General features: G+C 70.2%; 16 protein-coding genes and 1 pseudogene. 10 read left to right on the forward strand and 7 right to left on the reverse strand.

The window, feature by feature from the left end:
* Positions 1-2: 2 nt before the first annotated feature.
* From ACFVHI_RS26800 to ACFVHI_RS26810, 3 genes are all read left to right on the forward strand, one after another.
* Positions 3-1,253: an ABC transporter substrate-binding protein gene (locus ACFVHI_RS26800; RefSeq protein ID WP_380343577.1), complete on the forward strand. Its 1,251-nt coding sequence runs from the start codon at positions 3-5 to the stop codon at positions 1,251-1,253.
* Positions 1,254-1,315: 62 nt separating this feature from the next.
* Positions 1,316-2,170: an ABC transporter permease gene (locus tag ACFVHI_RS26805; RefSeq protein ID WP_380343579.1), complete on the forward strand. Its 855-nt coding sequence runs from the start codon at positions 1,316-1,318 to the stop codon at positions 2,168-2,170.
* Between the two features lie 13 nt (positions 2,171-2,183).
* Complete coding sequence (locus tag ACFVHI_RS26810) at positions 2,184-2,999, forward strand: ABC transporter permease (protein ID WP_380343518.1); 816 nt, start codon at positions 2,184-2,186, stop codon at positions 2,997-2,999.
* Positions 3,000-3,110: 111 nt separating this feature from the next.
* Here the strand turns inward: ACFVHI_RS26810 and ACFVHI_RS26815 are convergent, their stop codons facing one another.
* A complete protein-coding gene (locus tag ACFVHI_RS26815) occupies positions 3,111-5,165 on the reverse strand; it encodes a transglycosylase domain-containing protein (protein ID WP_380343520.1) in 2,055 nt (684 codons plus the stop codon).
* A gap of 464 nt (positions 5,166-5,629) precedes the next feature.
* Here ACFVHI_RS26815 and ACFVHI_RS26820 point away from each other — a divergent pair, with 464 nt between their 5' ends.
* The 3 genes from ACFVHI_RS26820 (at position 5,630) to ACFVHI_RS26830 (ending at position 8,258) form a co-directional block, all read left to right on the forward strand.
* Entirely contained in the window at positions 5,630-5,833 is a 204-nt protein-coding gene (locus ACFVHI_RS26820; RefSeq protein WP_030918248.1) for a cold-shock protein, read from the forward strand.
* Between the two features lie 372 nt (positions 5,834-6,205).
* The gene (locus tag ACFVHI_RS26825) at positions 6,206-7,759 is read left to right on the forward strand and encodes a DEAD/DEAH box helicase (protein WP_380343523.1); all 1,554 of its coding nucleotides are present in this window, start codon (positions 6,206-6,208) and stop codon (positions 7,757-7,759) included.
* 118 nt (positions 7,760-7,877) lie between these two features.
* Complete coding sequence (locus ACFVHI_RS26830; protein WP_380343526.1) at positions 7,878-8,258, forward strand: CBS domain-containing protein; 381 nt, start codon at positions 7,878-7,880, stop codon at positions 8,256-8,258.
* Here the strand turns inward: ACFVHI_RS26830 and ACFVHI_RS26835 are convergent.
* The 3 genes and pseudogenes from ACFVHI_RS26835 to ACFVHI_RS26845 all read right to left on the reverse strand — a co-directional run.
* Positions 8,248-8,586, reverse strand: a pseudogene (locus ACFVHI_RS26835) (TetR family transcriptional regulator); the annotation flags it as partial. The gene ACFVHI_RS26830 and the pseudogene ACFVHI_RS26835 sit on opposite strands and share 11 nt — an antisense overlap.
* Before the next feature lie 167 nt (positions 8,587-8,753).
* Positions 8,754-9,329, reverse strand: coding sequence for an HD family hydrolase (locus ACFVHI_RS26840; RefSeq protein WP_380343528.1), 576 nt, complete (start codon positions 9,327-9,329; stop codon positions 8,754-8,756).
* Positions 9,326-10,516: a helix-turn-helix domain-containing protein gene (locus ACFVHI_RS26845; RefSeq protein WP_380343531.1), complete on the reverse strand. Its 1,191-nt coding sequence runs from the start codon at positions 10,514-10,516 to the stop codon at positions 9,326-9,328. Before ACFVHI_RS26845 ends, ACFVHI_RS26840 begins: the two co-directional genes overlap by 4 nt.
* A gap of 204 nt (positions 10,517-10,720) precedes the next feature.
* Here ACFVHI_RS26845 and ACFVHI_RS26850 point away from each other — a divergent pair, with 204 nt between their 5' ends.
* Complete coding sequence (locus ACFVHI_RS26850; RefSeq protein WP_380343533.1) at positions 10,721-11,287, forward strand: hypothetical protein; 567 nt, start codon at positions 10,721-10,723, stop codon at positions 11,285-11,287.
* Here ACFVHI_RS26850 and ACFVHI_RS26855 read toward each other — a convergent pair.
* A complete protein-coding gene (locus tag ACFVHI_RS26855) occupies positions 11,284-11,526 on the reverse strand; it encodes a hypothetical protein (protein ID WP_380343535.1) in 243 nt (80 codons plus the stop codon). The genes ACFVHI_RS26850 and ACFVHI_RS26855 overlap by 4 nt on opposite strands.
* Positions 11,527-11,937: 411 nt before the next feature.
* On the opposite strand from ACFVHI_RS26855, the gene ACFVHI_RS26860 reads away from it, so the two are divergent.
* Positions 11,938-12,570 carry a hypothetical protein gene (locus ACFVHI_RS26860; RefSeq protein ID WP_380343538.1) on the forward strand — a complete coding sequence of 211 codons (633 nt, stop codon included), beginning with the start codon at positions 11,938-11,940 and terminating at the stop codon, positions 12,568-12,570.
* Positions 12,571-12,661: 91 nt separating this feature from the next.
* Here ACFVHI_RS26860 and ACFVHI_RS26865 read toward each other — a convergent pair whose 3' ends face one another.
* Positions 12,662-13,555 (reverse strand): NADP-dependent oxidoreductase, encoded by an 894-nt coding sequence (locus ACFVHI_RS26865; protein ID WP_380343582.1) that lies wholly within the window; start codon positions 13,553-13,555, stop codon positions 12,662-12,664.
* A 79-nt stretch (positions 13,556-13,634) separates the two neighbouring features.
* Between ACFVHI_RS26865 and ACFVHI_RS26870 the strand changes: the two genes are divergently transcribed.
* Both ACFVHI_RS26870 and ACFVHI_RS26875 read left to right on the forward strand, forming a co-directional pair.
* Positions 13,635-14,222, forward strand: coding sequence for a TetR/AcrR family transcriptional regulator (locus ACFVHI_RS26870; RefSeq protein ID WP_380343541.1), 588 nt, complete (start codon positions 13,635-13,637; stop codon positions 14,220-14,222).
* A gap of 127 nt (positions 14,223-14,349) precedes the next feature.
* Positions 14,350-14,790 (forward strand): hypothetical protein, encoded by a 441-nt coding sequence (locus ACFVHI_RS26875; RefSeq protein WP_063352326.1) that lies wholly within the window; start codon positions 14,350-14,352, stop codon positions 14,788-14,790.
* 37 nt (positions 14,791-14,827) lie between these two features.
* Here the strand turns inward: ACFVHI_RS26875 and ACFVHI_RS26880 are convergent, their stop codons facing one another.
* A complete protein-coding gene (locus ACFVHI_RS26880; protein ID WP_159398696.1) occupies positions 14,828-15,133 on the reverse strand; it encodes a hypothetical protein in 306 nt (101 codons plus the stop codon).
* Positions 15,134-15,369: the final 236 nt, after the last annotated feature.

A 15,369-nucleotide genomic window follows, 5' to 3' on the forward strand; every position in this document is an offset into this window, starting at 1 on the left:
TCATGAGCACCACGCGCCCCCGACGCCGCCGAACCCTGCGCCGCCCTCCGCACCGCCGCCCCCTGAGCGCCCTGGCGGCCGCGGCCGCCCTGCTGCTTCCCGTGGCGTGCGCGTCGAACTCCGGTGGCGGCGGCGGCACGGGCACCGGGTTCACCGCACCGGACATCCCCGCGCAGAAGTCCCTCGGCCCGGGCGAGGGCACCGTCAACATCGTCGCCTGGGCCGGCTACGTCGAGTACGGGCAGGACAACAAGGCCGTCGACTGGGTCACCCCGTTCATCCGGCAGACCGGTTGCAAGGTGAACCTCAAGGTGGCGGGCACCTCGGACGAGATGGTCGCGTTGATGAAGACCGGCCAGTACGACACCGTCTCGGCTTCCGGTGACGCGACGCTGCGTCTGATCGCGGGCGGCGACGTCGCGCCGGTCAACACCGCGCTCGTCCCCAACTACGCCGATATCTACCCCGGGTTGAAGAACCGCCCGTGGAACTCGGTCAAGGACGTGCCGTACGGGATCCCGCACGGGCGCGGCGCCAACCTGCTGATGTACAACACCGACAAGGTGACCCCCGCGCCGACCTCCTGGGGCGCGGTCTTCACCCCGGACTCGCCCTACGCCGGGCACCTCACCGCGTACGACAGTCCGATCTACATCGCCGATGCCGCGCTGTACCTGATGAGGACCAGGCCCGAGCTCGGCATCAGGAACCCCTACGCCCTGACCTCCTCCCAACTGGACGCCGCGGTGGCGCTGCTCAAGGTCCAGAAGAAGCAGGTCGGCTCCTACTGGAGCGACTACACCAAGGAGCAGGCGGCGTTCGACTCCGGCGACGCCCTGATCGGCACCACCTGGGAGGTGATCCAGCAGGCGGTCGCCGCCGACGGCAGGGTGCGGACGCAGGCGGTCCTGCCCGTCGAGGGTTCCACCGGCTGGTCCGACACCTGGATGGTCTCGGCGCACGCCCAGCACCCCAACTGCGCCTACGCGTGGATGGACTACATCGTCTCGCCGTCGGCCAACGCGCAGGTCGCCGAGTACTTCGGCGAGGCCCCGGCCAACTCCAAGGCCTGCGCGCAGATCACCGACAACCCGGGCTTCTGCGCCGACTACCACGCCACCGACGAGAACTGGTGGAAGGACGTCTACTACTGGACCACGCCCACCGCGCAGTGCGCCGACGGCAGCGGCCGCGGCGACTGCACCGCGTACGCCCAGTGGGTCACCGCCTGGAACGGGATCAAGAGCTCTTGAGCGCCCCCGCCACGGCACGCACCCCGGCGCACACCCCCGCGCGCACCCCGACACGCACCCCGATGCGCCGGCTGGCCGGGCTGCTGGACCGGCGCCCCGGTCTGCGGCTCGCGGCGCTGCTGGCGGCGCCGATGACCTGGCTGGTGCTGGCGTACCTCGGCTCGCTGGCGATCCTCCTGCTGTCCGCGTTCTGGACCACCAACGCGTTCACCTCCGCCGTCGAGCAGCGCTGGACCCTCGACAACTTCCGGTCGCTGCTGACCGATCCGCAGTACCGGACGGTCGCCGTGCGCACGCTGGGCATCGCGGTGTCGGTGACGGTGATCGACGCGGTGGTCGCCCTCCCGATGGCCTTCTTCGTCGCCCGCGTCTCTCGGCCCGGGAGCCGGCGCCTGCTGCTGGTGGCGGTGCTGACGCCGCTGTGGGCCGGCTACCTGGTCAAGGCCTACGCCTGGTGGGTGATGCTCAGCCACGGCGGCGTCCTGGACTGGGTCGCCGCCCCCTTCGGCGGGCACTCCCCCGGTTTCGGCGTGCCGGCGGTGGTCATGGTGCTCGCGTACCTGTGGCTGCCCTACATGGTGCTGCCGCTGTGCACCGCGTTCGGGCAGCTGCCCGACAGCCTGCTCGCCGCCGCGGCGGACCTCGGCGCCGGCCCCTGGCGGACCCTGCGCACGGTGGTGCTGCCGCTGGCCAGGCCGGCGCTCATCGCCGGGTCGGTCTTCACCTTCTCGCTGAGCCTGGGCGACTACCTGACGGTGCAGATCGTCGGCGGCACCACGTCCATGCTCGGCAACGTCATCGCGTCCAACGTGACGCTGAACCTGCCCCTGGCGGCCGCGGTGTCCTGCGTCCCGGTGCTGCTGATCGTGGGCTACCTGCTCGCCGTGCGCCGCACCGGCGCGCTGGACAGTCTGTGAGGCCGACGCCCTGATGCAACTCTCCCGCGGTACCCGGATCCTGCTCCGGACGGCGACGGCCCTGGGGTTCGCCGTCATCTACGCCCCGCTGCTGCTGGTCCTGGTGAACTCCTTCAACGCCTCGCGCTCCTTCGCCTGGCCGCCGTCCGGCTTCAGCACCCGCTGGTGGACGGCCGCCTGGCAGGAGACCGGGCTGCGCGAGGCGCTGGCCACGTCGCTGAAGGCCGGGCTCGGAGCCACCGGGGTGGCGCTGGTCCTGGGCACCATGGCGGCCTTCGCCGCGACCCGGTACCGGTTCTTCGGCCGGCAGTCGGTCTCCTTCCTGCTGATCCTGCCGATCGCCCTGCCCGGCATCGTCACCGGCATCGCGCTCAACGCCGCGTTCCGCACCGTGCTGACCCCGCTCGGGGTGGGCTTCGGCCTGTTCACCGTGGTCGTCGGGCACGCCACCTTCTGCATCGTGGTGGTGTTCAACAACGTGTCGGCGCGGCTGCGGCGCATCGCGCCGTCGGCCGAGGAGGCGTCGGCGGACCTCGGGGCGGACACCTTCCAGACCTTCTGGCACGTCACGCTGCCGGCCGTGCGCGGCGCGCTGCTCGCCGGGGCGCTGCTGGCCTTCGCGCTCTCCTTCGACGAGATCGTGGTGACCACCTTCACCGCGGGCCCCGGCACCCGGACGCTGCCACTGTGGATCTTCGAGAACCTGGCCCGGCCCAACCAGGGCCCGGTGGTGGATGTCGTGGCCTCGGTGCTGATCGTCCTGGCCGTCCTGCCGGTCTACCTGGCGCAGCGCCTGTCCGGCGAGCCGCTGGAGGGGCACGGCCCCTGAGCGGCCCCCGGCCGGGGGCGCTCGCGGGGGGTCGCGCCGGGCACCGGGACCGCGCCGGGCACCAGGGTCGCGCCGGATTCCGTCGGCGCGACCCCGCTCGGGACGAGCCCGCTAAGGCAGCTGTACCGGGGTGAAGGCGCCCGCCGGCGTGTCGGCGAGGGCTCCGTTCATGGCGTCGCGCCAGATCGGGCCGGCCAGGGTGCCGCCGAAGGCCTGGCCCACGACGGTGCCGCCGATGCGCTGGCCGTCCAGGGGCTTGGGGTTGTCGGTGTCGCTGACGACGGTGGCGCCGGCCATCTCGGGGGTGTAGCCGACGAACCAGACCTGGCGGCTCGCGTCGGTGGTGCCGGTCTTGCCGGCGCTGTCGCGGCTGCTGAGGCCGGCGGTCTGGCCGGTGCCGTCCTCGACGACGCCCTTGAGCATCGCGGTGACGGTGTCGGCGGTGGTGGTCGACATCACGGCGGAGCAGTTCGCCTGCGGCACCGCGAGCTGCTTGCCGTCGGGGCCGGTCACCGAGGCGATGGCGGTCGGCGCGCAGTAGGTGCCGTGGGCGGCGAAGGCCGCGTAGACGCCGGCCATCTCCAGCGGGGTCAGGTCGTTGCTGCCGAGCGTCATCGACGGGACGACCTGGAGCTTCTCGCCGCCCGCCTGCTGGGTGATGCCGAGCTTGTTGGTCATCTGGGCGACGTTGCACAGCCCGGCGTCGCCCTCCAGCTTGGCGAAGTAGGTGTTGACGGACTGCGCCATGGCCGTCTTCATGTCGAACTGGCCGGTGAGGCTCTGGCTGTCGTTGTGCACCTGCCCGGCGGAGGGGAACCGGCCGCCGGAGCAGTCCGTCATCGCCGGCCACGGGATGCTGTAGTCGGTGGTGTAGCTCTGGCTCGGCGAGATGCCGTTCTCCAGGGCCGCCGCGGCGACGATCGGTTTGAACGTCGAGCCGGTCGGGAAGCCGAGCCCGCCGCCCATGGCCTTGCCGACGTTGTAGTTGATCTGGGTCTGGTGCTGCTTGCCGTCGACGCCGTACGGGCGGCTCTGGCCCATCGCGAGGATCTTGCCGGTGCCCGGCTCGACGATGCTCATCGCGGTCGCGGCCTGGTCGCTGGCGTTCACGTGGGCGGTGACGGAGGCGTAGAGCGAGGCCTGGGCCTTGGGGTCGAGCGTGGTGTGGATCTGGAGGCCGCCGCGCTTCCACACCGCCTGCCGTTCGGCCGCCGACTTGCCGAAGGCCGGATCGGTGAGCACCGTCTGGCGCACGTAGTCGCAGAAGAAGCCCTCGCCCTGCTTGGCCAGGATGCAGCCCTGTTGCGGCGCCTGGACGTTGAGCCCGAGCGGGGTCGCGATGGCCTGCTGGGCCTGCTCCTTGGTGATGTGCCCGTACTCGGCCATCTTGCGCAGCACGGTGTCGCGCCGGTCCTTCGCCGCGGTCGGGTTGACCGTCGGGTCGTAGCCGGTGGGCGACTGCACCAGGCCGGCGAGCAGCGCGGCCTGCGGCAGGGTGAGGTCCTTGGCGCGCACGCCGAAGTAGCGCCGCGCTGCCGACTCGATGCCGTAGGCCTTCTCGCCGAAGAAGGTGATGTTCAGGTAGTTGGTGAGGATCTGGTCCTTGCTCAGGGTCTCCTCGACCTTGATCGCGTACTTCAGTTCCTGGATCTTGCGGCCGACGGTCTGGCGCTGCGCCTCGGCCACCTTCTGCGGGTCGTCGCCCGCCTCGTCGACGAAGACGTTCTTCACGTACTGCTGGGTCAGGGTGGACGCGCCCTGCGCGGTGCCGCCGGAGGTGGCGTTCTTGTCCAGGGCGCGCAGCACGCCCTTGAGGTCGATCGCGCCGTGCTCGTAGAAGCGGTTGTCCTCGATGTCGACGAGTGCGGTCTTCACCAGCGGGGATATCTGGTCCGCCGGGACGACGGTGCGGTCGCGGTCGTACACGGTGGCGATCGTGCCGCCCTGCGCGTCGAGGATCGTCGAGGCCTGTGAGAGCGCCGGGGTCTTGAAGTCGTCGGGCAGGCTCTGGAAGTCGTCGGCCGCCGACCGGGCGCCGAGCCCGGCGGCCGCCACCGCGGGCAGGGCTATGCCCGCCGCCACGATCCCGGCGATCACGCTCACCCCGATCAGCCGCGTTCCGTGCCCCAGTTTCCGCATCTCCATCGCCTCCCGCTTCTCCGCCATGTCGTGCGCGACGTTACGTGCGCGTCATGAGGAACTCCTTGGGAGGCGGACCCCGCCGTGTCACAACCCTGCGACAGTCCGCCGCTCGCCTCGGGTTCCAGCGGTTGTCGCGACACCCCGTCCAGCCCGGCTCCGGCGAACTCCGCGAAGTCCGTCATCCGAGGCGGCGGAATTGACACTTCCTGCCGTTGGCGCCGGAGAGGGCAAGGGTGGTCTTTCCGAATCCGGCAGCCCCCGGGGGGAGGCTTCCGCGAAACCCGGGGCGACAAATTCGCCCGTGGCGGGCCCGAGCCTGCTAGAGTCGTACGAGTTGCAGTAGTGGTTCCCATGGACTTTGTGTGCGCCTGCTGATGTTTTGCAGGCGCATTTTTGTTTCCCGGCTCTTCCCCGGGTGGGTGCTCATCGCGGCGACTCGGAGCCTGCATGGTGCGGGCTTCGGATAGCCCTTGAAGGAGATTATTTTTATGGCTAATGGCACCGTGAAGTGGTTCAACGCGGAAAAGGGCTTCGGCTTCATCGAGCAGGAGGGCGGCGGCCCGGACGTCTTCGCCCACTACTCGAACATCAACGCCAACGGCTTCCGTGAGCTGCTCGAGGGCCAGAAGGTCGAGTTCGACGTCACGCAGGGCCAGAAGGGCCCGCAGGCCGAGAACATTCGCCCGCTGTAGTTTTTCTGCCACGGCACCCGCCTAGCAGCGAGGGGCCCGCACCGCGTACATGTTGCCCGGTGCGGGCCCCTCGGCATTGCGTCACGGACGCATTCCCGGCCGCTCAGGCCCCCTGGCTCCGCCACCGGCGGCCATCCCCACGCGAGACCCACAGCTCCGCGTCCGGATCGGCGCCCTGCCGTGACAGCTCACGGTTCGAGGTCGTTCGCTCCCGCCCCTCCCGGGTGAGCGCCGACCGTAGGTGACGTGCCGCACGGTTCTACCGTCCACGCTCCGCCCGTCACACTTCCGGCCCGTTCCCTTGCGGTCTCCGTCGGCGCCCCGCGCCACGGGGCCTTCCTCGTGACGCGCCGCCTTGAGGAAGGTCTCCACGTGAACCGCTCCAGTCGCTCCTCGTACCAGAACGCCAACTCCCGCTCCGGCTCAAGCTCTCGCTCCGGCGCAGGCTCCCGCTCCGGCGGCAGTTCCTTCTACGGCTCCCGTCCGGCCGGCGGCCGGCGCTCCTCCGACCGGGGCCGCCGCCAGGACTCCTCCCCGCAGGGCGAGTTCGCGATGCCGGTGAGCACCACTCCCGCCCTGCCGGCCGTCGAGTCCTTCGCCGAACTGGACATGCCCGCAGCCCTGTTGAAGACGCTGACCCGCCAGGGCGTCACCTCGCCGTTCCCCATCCAGGCCGCGACGCTGCCCAACTCGCTGGCCGGCCGCGACGTGCTCGGCCGGGGCCGCACCGGCTCCGGCAAGACCATCGCCTTCGGTCTCGCCGTCCTGGCCCGCACCGCGGGGCAGCGGGCCGAACCCCGCCGCCCGTTGGCCCTGGTGCTGGTCCCCACCCGCGAGCTCGCGCAGCAGGTCACCGAGGCGCTCACCCCCTACGCCCACTCCGTGCGGCTGCGGATGGCGACCGTGGTCGGCGGGATGTCGATCGGCCGCCAGGCGCAGGTGCTGAACCGCGGGGCGGAGGTCGTGGTGGCCACCCCCGGCCGACTCAAGGACCTGATCCAGCGCGGCGACTGCCAGCTGGACGGGGTCGGCGTCACCGTCCTCGACGAGGCCGACCAGATGGCCGACATGGGCTTCCTGCCCCAGGTCACCGAGCTCCTCGAACAGGTCGCCGAAGGCTGCCAGACCATGCTGTTCTCCGCCACCCTGGACCGCAACGTCGACCGCCTCGTGCGGCACTTCCTGAACGACCCGGTCACCCACTCGGTGGACCCGTCCGCAGCAGCGGTCAGCACCATGGAGCACCACGTGCTGCACGTGCAGAACCACGACAAGAACACCACGATCGCCCACATCGCCTCCCGCGACGGCGGGGTGATCATGTTCACCGACACCCGGGACCGCGCCGACGCACTGGTCGAGGACCTGCTCGCCAACGGGGTCAAGGCCGCGGCCCTGCACGGCGGCAAGTCCCAGCCCCAGCGCAACCGCACCCTGGAGCAGTTCCGCACCGGCCAGGTCACCGCGCTGATCGCCACCAACGTCGCCGCCCGGGGCATCCACATCGACGGCCTCGACCTGGTCGTCAACCTCGACCCGCCGAGCGACCACAAGGACTACCTCCACCGGGGCGGCCGCACCGCCCGGGCCGGCGAGTCCGGCACCGTCGTCACCCTCGTCCTGCCCAGCCAGCGCCGCCAGATGGCCCGGATGATGACCACCGCCGGCATCACCCCCGTCACCACCAGGGTCCTCGCCGGCGACGAGGACCTGACCCGCATCACCGGCGCCCGCGTCCCCACCGGCGTGCCCGTGGTCATCGCCGACCCCGTCGTCGAGCGTCCGCGCCGCAGCGCGGCCACGAACCGCGGCCGCCGCGGACGCCCCGCCCCCACCGGCGGCGACACCCGCGCGGCCGCCGGCCGCGACAACCAGGGCTCCTCGGGCCGTCGCCGGGCGCCCAGGCGCGTCGCCGTCGCCGCGTAGCACCCCAGCGGGCCCGGTCCACGGTGCGGACCGGGCCCGCGCAGCCGCTCCCAGGCCTCCCCAGTCCCTCCCAGCCCTCCGCGGCACCCCGGCAGCAGCGACACGAAGGAGCCCGCCCATGACCATCGCCCCCGGACACCCCGCAAGCACCGCCACGGTCGGCGACCTCATGAAACGCCCGGAACTGCAGATCAGCGACGACGTCATGGTCGACACCGCAATGGACGTCCTGCAGAGCTCCGGCAGCGACCACCTGCTCGTCCGCGACGACGACGGCCGCTGCGCCGGGCTGCTGACCCGCCTGCACCTCGCGCCGTTCCAGGCCCGGTCCTGGTACACCGAGCGCACCCCGGTACGCGACATCGTCCTCGACCGCGCCCCCTTCGCCACCGCCGACATGCCCGCCACCACGGCGGCCGCCGCCATGCGCTCCCGCGACCTGGACGTGTGGCCGGTGGTGGACCACGACGGCCGCGCCATCGGCCTGCTCAGCTTCTAGACCCGATCCCCTCGACGACCCTCGTCAGACGCTCCCCCGCCTGCTCGACGCTTCCGTTCTGCGCGCAGACCTGCGCCCCTTCGAGCACGAAGGTGATCTCGGCCGCGGTCTGCGCCGGGTCGGGCAGCCGGGCCTCGGCGCACATGGCGACCAGCCTGCGCAGCTGGCGGGCCTTGTACTCCTCGATCACCTGCCGCGCCGGGTCGGAGCGGTCGGGCAGTTCGGCGATGGAGTCGATGAACGGACAGCCCCGGTGCGAGATCGCCGGCAGCCCTTCGGCGATGAAGCGGGCCAGGCCCAGGATCTGCTCCCCGGGCCGGCCGGGGTGCGGCCGGGTTCCTCCGCCAGCCGCTGGAGCGTCACCGGGGCCGGCCACGACCGCCGCCTGGACGTCGCCCTCAACGACCGCGACTTCGCGTCGGAGATGGAGGAGATCCGGGAGAACGGCCTACTTCATCTCCCGCCACCGCTACGAGTAGACGGACGTCGGCAGCGTCACCCGAGGTAGATCCTCTGCCACTCCAAGGACGTCATGGCCAGTGCGGCCTCCGCCAGGGTGCGAGCCGACTCGGTCTTGAGGCTGCCGAGACTGCTGTCAATCCACGGCTGGACGTTCTGGTACCCCTGCTCGCGGTACTCCACGGCCTGAATCAGGCACTCCAGCTTGTCCGCGTCATGGGCGACGGTGACTTCCAAGCTCTCGGCGTTCTCGTACTCCTCCACAATGGCCTGAACCCCGGCAACAACGGCCGGGTGAGCGGCGCTGACCTGGTCGGCGGTCACGCGCTCGTTCGAGACGGCGGTGAGGTAGCGCCGGCTGACGTGCGGGATATCGCTGACCCGGGTCTCCTGAGTGTCGTGGAAGAGACACAGGAGGGCGACCTTGGCCGGGTCGGCACCCTCCATCATCGCGAGCACCGCGCCGACTACGCCCGTGCGGAACGAGTGCTCCGCGACCGACTCAGGGTCTTTGACTCCAGCGATCCACCAGCCCTGGCGCTTCGCCCGCTTGAGCATGCCCGCCTCGAACAGGTAGCTCGCGGTGCCCTTCGCCTGCTTGTCGTCCGTCATAGCTGTCCTTCGCTGTTGGATCGGTAGTTGCTGGACCCACCTACCCGCAGACCGTAGTGCACAGACTCCAACTCTCGACGGGACTGTCGTGAAAGACCGTCACCATCAAGCAGCGTGCGCACTCGTGCGGCCAGGTCGCGGGCTGTACGGGGGTCCGCATCGGCCAGGCCGCGTCGGGTGAGCATGAGTGCCCAGATCGAATGGACGTACAGGTCGGTGTACTCGCCCGCGCGGTCCAGCCGGATGGCGAACTGCCGCAGCAGCGTGGAGGCGTCCCACACCGGGCGGTCCTGCTCCGCCATGAAGTCATCGCTGATCTGGGGACGTGAGTCGAGCCCGAGCCAGTGAGCCCAGTAGTTCAGGTTCGCGGCTTCGAAGTCGTCGTTGTCGGTGATCGAGCGGGCGATGAAGTCCCGGAGCAGCTCGGGGTCCCCTTGTCGCGCCAGTGCTGCCGCGGCCGACCGCGCTTCGGCCCAGCGGGGTGACCACCCCGAACCGGCCGAGGGAATCCGGCCTCGGCGCTGCATCCCACTGAACCACTCGGCCACATCGCGTGCCCGGTCGTAGGAGGACAGGTACCAGACCTGTCTCCGGAGTAGGGCGGTCTCCTCACCCCCGGCCTCCACCAGGTCAGCGGTGTGCCGGAGGTTGTCGAAGAAGCACGAGCGCACGTCCTGCCCAAGGAGCGGCGCAGTGGAGACCGGCCCGCGTCGTGCGGCAGGGATGCCCAACTCGGCGGCCACCGCGCCGGGCAGAACCCCGCTGATGGCCCAGCCGATCATGTGCGTGGTGTCCCGGGTAAGCACCCACCCGGCCAGCGGATGCCCCAGAACCTCGGCATTCGTGGGCCGGGACCGCAGTATCTCGCCGAGGACGAAGTCTGCGTCCATCGCGAGGCCGATCAGGTCCACCAGCCCAGTCGGCGCGCCGAGCAGGATCAGCTTCCGGCGCAGCACCACCAGGTTCCCGGCCCTGGTGGAGGAGAGCGGCCGACGGCCGGACTCCCAGCCCTGGACAGTGCTCTTGTCGATGCCCAGGTCCACGGCCAACTCGTCCTGAGTCCTCGGGATCTGCTCCCGGATGACCTTGAACAGGAAGCCGGAAATCACCCCTTCGGGGACCCGGACGAGCGCGGACTGACTGTCAGTCAGTGCTTCGGTGCGCCTCGGTGGTGTCCGAGCAGCCATTCCGGGCCCCCCTTTGCCTCGATCATCCGGGCAACTCGTACTGGCAGTCCGTCGAGCCCTGGATTCACCGACCGTAACTTCATAACTACGGCATCGCGGGGTGACAGCGGAAGCCTAGTGCCAACTCCGTCTCCTGCGAACAGCCGTGATGCCCTGCCGTAGATCCCCGTGCGGCAGCCTCAACCACCCAGCAGGAGGACCAGCATGTCCACCAGCACCATGCCGGCGGCCGACAAGGTCGGCGAGCGCGCCCGCGAGATCCTGGCCGCCATCACCGCGGACCCCGAGTTCTCGGCGTTCGAGGCGGCGACCCTGGAGTACTCCAGTGACTGGCAGTGCTTCACCGGGTTCCCGACCATCAGCCAGTGGAACCTCGACACCGACAAGGTTCCGCTGTTCGCCGAGGGCCTGCGCGCCATCGCGCTCAAGGCGGCGGCCTACGATCTGACCGGCAGCGAGACCGACGCCGAGCTGGCCTTGCCCGTCCCCGTGGACGAGATGACGCACGCGATGATCGCGCAGCCGCAGTTGCTCGCCCGCATCGCCGAGCGAACCGGCTTCACGCTGATCCACCAGACCGATCAGGAACACACCGACTACACCGGCGGCGAGTACACCCACGCGGCGTACCTGGCCGCGTGGGGCACCGAGCCGCCCACCCGCTACTGGCTCGACAAGGCCGAGGTGGACCGCCGCCTGGCCATCCTCGCCGAGAAGTACGGCTCCATCGGCTTCGGTCGCAGCGGGCGAGAGCACGCCATCACCTTCTAGCCCTCGGGCAGCTCCTGGCCGGCACTCGCGTACCGGCCGGGAGGCAGCCCGATGCGGTCTCCGTGCACACAGGCCGGGATTCCCTCCCGGCTGTACCGGAAGCCGTCGTCCGGGTTGAACGGGTAATCCCTGCTGGGGCGTTCGAGCACATCGAACGCCCCAGCAGGGAGCCGGAGGCTGGGGCAGATCCAGCACGCATCGTGATCGTCGTCGTCGTTGATGAACGGCTCGGCGGACATGAACGCAGAGTAGCGATCGAGGCACCGAAGCGCGCAAGCCCCAGGTGTCGCAGGAGTTCCGAGGGCCGACCCACCCCACAGCCGCCCTCGGCGAAGGAGGACAGACCGATGGCGCGACGCACCCCCAAGTGTGAGCACCGACCGAGGTCTGACCGCAGTCCCCAACTGATGCCGGCTAGTTGACGGCATGGGCAGGTCGGCGCGGGTGATCATCCGAGCCGACCTGCCACCCGGCGTCGCACACGCACCCACTCAAGGAGAGTCCGCATTGAAGACCTCCATCACCACCCACGTCCCCCGCCGGCTCCTTCTTCGACCTCGACCGGAAGGACCCGGCTGCTGGCCGGCCTGCGCCACCAGACCGGCCAGCTGTAGTGCCACGCTGGGCAGAACCGAACCACGGAGGGTCAAGTGCTTGATCACCTCATCACTCACGATGACAACCTGCGGATGGTCCCCACCGACCGGAGCGAGCTGACCACCGCGGTCGGCCAACTCCACGAGGAACTGCGGGCCTTGCCCGAGGGGACCGACCCCGCTCGTATTCGGGTCCTGGCCAGATGGATCGGCATCGGCCAGATGTGCCTGGGCCACCACGCGGAAGCCCGTACGTTCCTCCGGCAGTCGCTCGACCTGGCCGCAGCGATCGGGAACACCCGGGCCGTCGTCGCCACCGGGCTCAACCTCGGCGACGCGCACCGCTACGCCGGTGCCGTGCAGGCTGCGGACGCGCTCTACCGCAGCGCGCTGAACACCGCGCGAAGCCAGCACCCGGAGCTCCTTGACTTCGCGCTCCAGCACACCGGAAAGCACCTCATGGAACGCGGCGACCTCGCAGGCGCCCAGGCCCATCTGCAAGAAGCGCTGCGCCTGCGGATCGCCAAGGGGGACACCGGGCTGGTCGAGTCCACGCAAACCGCCCTCGACCGGGTCGAGCTGCTGCTCGGCCAGGCCCCCGCCGCCTTCAACCCCCAGCGGCGGGCCCGCCTCCGCCCTGCGACTGCCCCCGCTTCCGCTGCCGCAGGACGGAAGACGATGCCCTGAGAACACGCGCCGCAGGGAGGTAGAAGGGGCCACGGCAGGGTCGTGGCACCCACCACCTCGGCCTGTTTCTACAGGTCGAGAACAAGACGGCTCAGACGAGCACGACCCGGCGCCCCCGCGTGTGGCCGGCGTGGCTGTCGATGTGCGCCGCCGCGGCCTCGGCGAGCGTGTACGACTTCTCGACCGGGATGTGGAGCCTGCCCCGCGCGATGAGGTCGACGGCCTCGGCGAGCGCCTCCGGCATGCTCCCGGCCACGCCGGAGAACCGGACGCCGAACTGCGGCGCCGCGAGGTCGGCGATGGAGACCACCTTCTGCGGATCCCCGGTCAGCTCGACGAGTTCGCGGATCACGCCCGAACCGGCCAGGTCGAGCGCCGCGTCGACCTGGCCGAGCTGCCGCACCCGCTCGACCCAGCCCTCGCCGTACGTCGTGGCGACGGCACCCAGGCTGCGCAGGTACTCCTGGTTCGCGGCCCCGGCCGTGCCGATCACCGTGATGCCGCGGTCGCGGGCGATCTGCAGCACTGCCGAGCCGACTCCCCCGGACGCGCCGCTGGCCAGCAGCGTCTGCCCGGGCCGCACGCCGACCTGGCGGATGATGCGCAGCGCGGTCTCCACCACGGAGGGGTAGCCGGCGGCCTCTTCGAACGTCAGCCCTTCGGGCATCCGGGCCCAGGCCGACAGCACGGCGAACTCGGCGTAGGTGCTCAAGCCCTCGCCGAATACGTGGTCGCCGGCCTCGATCCCTTCGACGCCCTCGCCGACCTCGTCGACCACCCCCGAGGCGTCCTGCCCGACGCCAGAGGGCAACTCGATCGGGTGGGCTTGGAGGAACTGGCCTTCGCGGATCCTCCAGTCGACGGGGTTGACGCCCGCCGCCCGTACGGCGATGCGGATCTGGCCGGGGCCCGGGTGGGGCCGCTCGGCGTCGACGAGCTGCAGAACGTCCGGCCCGCCGAACTCGGCGAAGCTCACCTTCTTCATGTTCTTCATGCGGTCGACCGTAGCACTAACGGTTAGCATTTCGGAACTGTTCCACCTTCGTATCTGCTAGCGTGAGGTCATGACCGTGCCGCCCGGACGCCGCGAACGCAAGAAGGCCGCGACCCGCCAGAAGATCGCCGACACCGCCCTGCGGCTCTTCCTGGAGCGCGGGTACGACGCGGTGGGAATCCGGGACGTGGCCGCCGAAGCCGACGTGGCCGTCACCACGCTCTTCTCCCACTTCGCCTCGAAAGAGGCCCTGGTGTTCGAGCGGGACGACGACTTCGAGCAGCGCCTCACCCAGGCGGCCACCGCCCGGGCGCCGCACGAGCCGCTCATCCCCGCGCTGCGCCGCGAGATCCACGCCCTGGTGCACCATTGCACGGCGGACGCCGCCGCCCCGATCTGGCGCATGATCGAGGAATCCCCCGCCCTGCGGGAGTACGAGGATTCGATGAGGCTGCGCCACGCGGACTCGCTGGCAACGGCCATCGCCACCGACCTCGGCCTGCCGCAGACCACGACGGCCTGCCGGGCGATCGCGAGGTTCACGATCGACGCCTATGCGCTGGCCCGTGAGGCGGCCGATCCGGAGGCCGCGGTGGACGAGATCTTCCGGATGATCGAGGCGGCCTGGGAGGTCACCGGCCCTGCTCGACACGCGTGAAGCGTCGCGGAGCAGCCCCGCAACCGCACTGAAGGTCCCTTCGACAACTCGAAGGGACCTTCGTGTCTGCGACACATCTACTGCGGTTATTTGTGTTCAGGATCCGGGGCTGCAAGGGTGTTGCACCATGAGGATCACGATCACCGTGGAGAATCCGACCCCCGAGGCGCTGGAGAAGCTGCTCGCCTTCGCCACCATGCCGGACGCCGTCGTGACCGCGCTGCCCGACGATCGCTGGACACCGGAGCGGGCCCGCTCCTACTACGACCGCCTGCCGCCCCGGGCGCAGCAGATCCTGCTTCAGGTCGTCGAAGGCGACGGCGAGTGCGCCGCAGAGGAGTTGAAGGCGAACGGCCGCAGCCTGCGGGGATCCACCGGCGCGTTCCGCCGCGTCCTCTCCGAGGGCAAGCGGACCGGCCTCTGGCCGGACGCCTTGCCCGTGCCGCTGGTGTCCCACGTCGTCGGCGGGCAGCTCAAGAAGCTCGAAATGCCCGGATCCGGTACCGACCAGTACCCGTACTCGGCCTTCGAGGAGGGATTGCGCGACGCGCCGGCCCGCGATCGCTGATCGCCCGGGAAACCGCTCAGGCACGCATCCCCATCAGTCAGTTGTCGCTGTTGACGTTGGTGAGGGCGGCGCTGTAGCCCGTGGAACAGTACAGGGTGTCGGAGCCGTCGCCGGTGTGCCAGCGACCGTTGATCGTCTGCCGGATGCCCTTGACGCTGTCGCTTTCACAGATCAGGACGAGTTGCCAGTGGTTCTTCGGGGCGCTGGTCTGGCAGTTGACGGAGCCCCAGTTCTGGCCCTGGTTGGTGACGCAGTAGGAGATCGCCGAGGCTGACGGCGCGGCGATCAGCCCCGCTCCCATGAGCAGTGCCGCCCCGGTGCCGATGGCTGCGATTCGACGCATGACCTTCTCCTTGTCGTAGATCCGACACAGCATGTGCGGCCAGCATTCCGAAGATGTGAATGCGTGTATACATGAACAGCACAACTGGCCGAAACCGACCCTTCCGCTTCGGTCCCGTGGCGCGCCGGCCTGCGGTGCAGGTGAGGGCACGGGGAGGGCGTAGCAGTCTGGTGACATAGCAGGGTCTGTTTCGTCGACTGCTCACACTAACTTCGTTCCTGTACGCAGCCACGTTG

Source organism: Kitasatospora sp. NPDC127121 (genome assembly GCF_042677305.1).
Taxonomy (GTDB): Bacteria; Actinomycetota; Actinomycetes; order Streptomycetales; family Streptomycetaceae; genus Kitasatospora.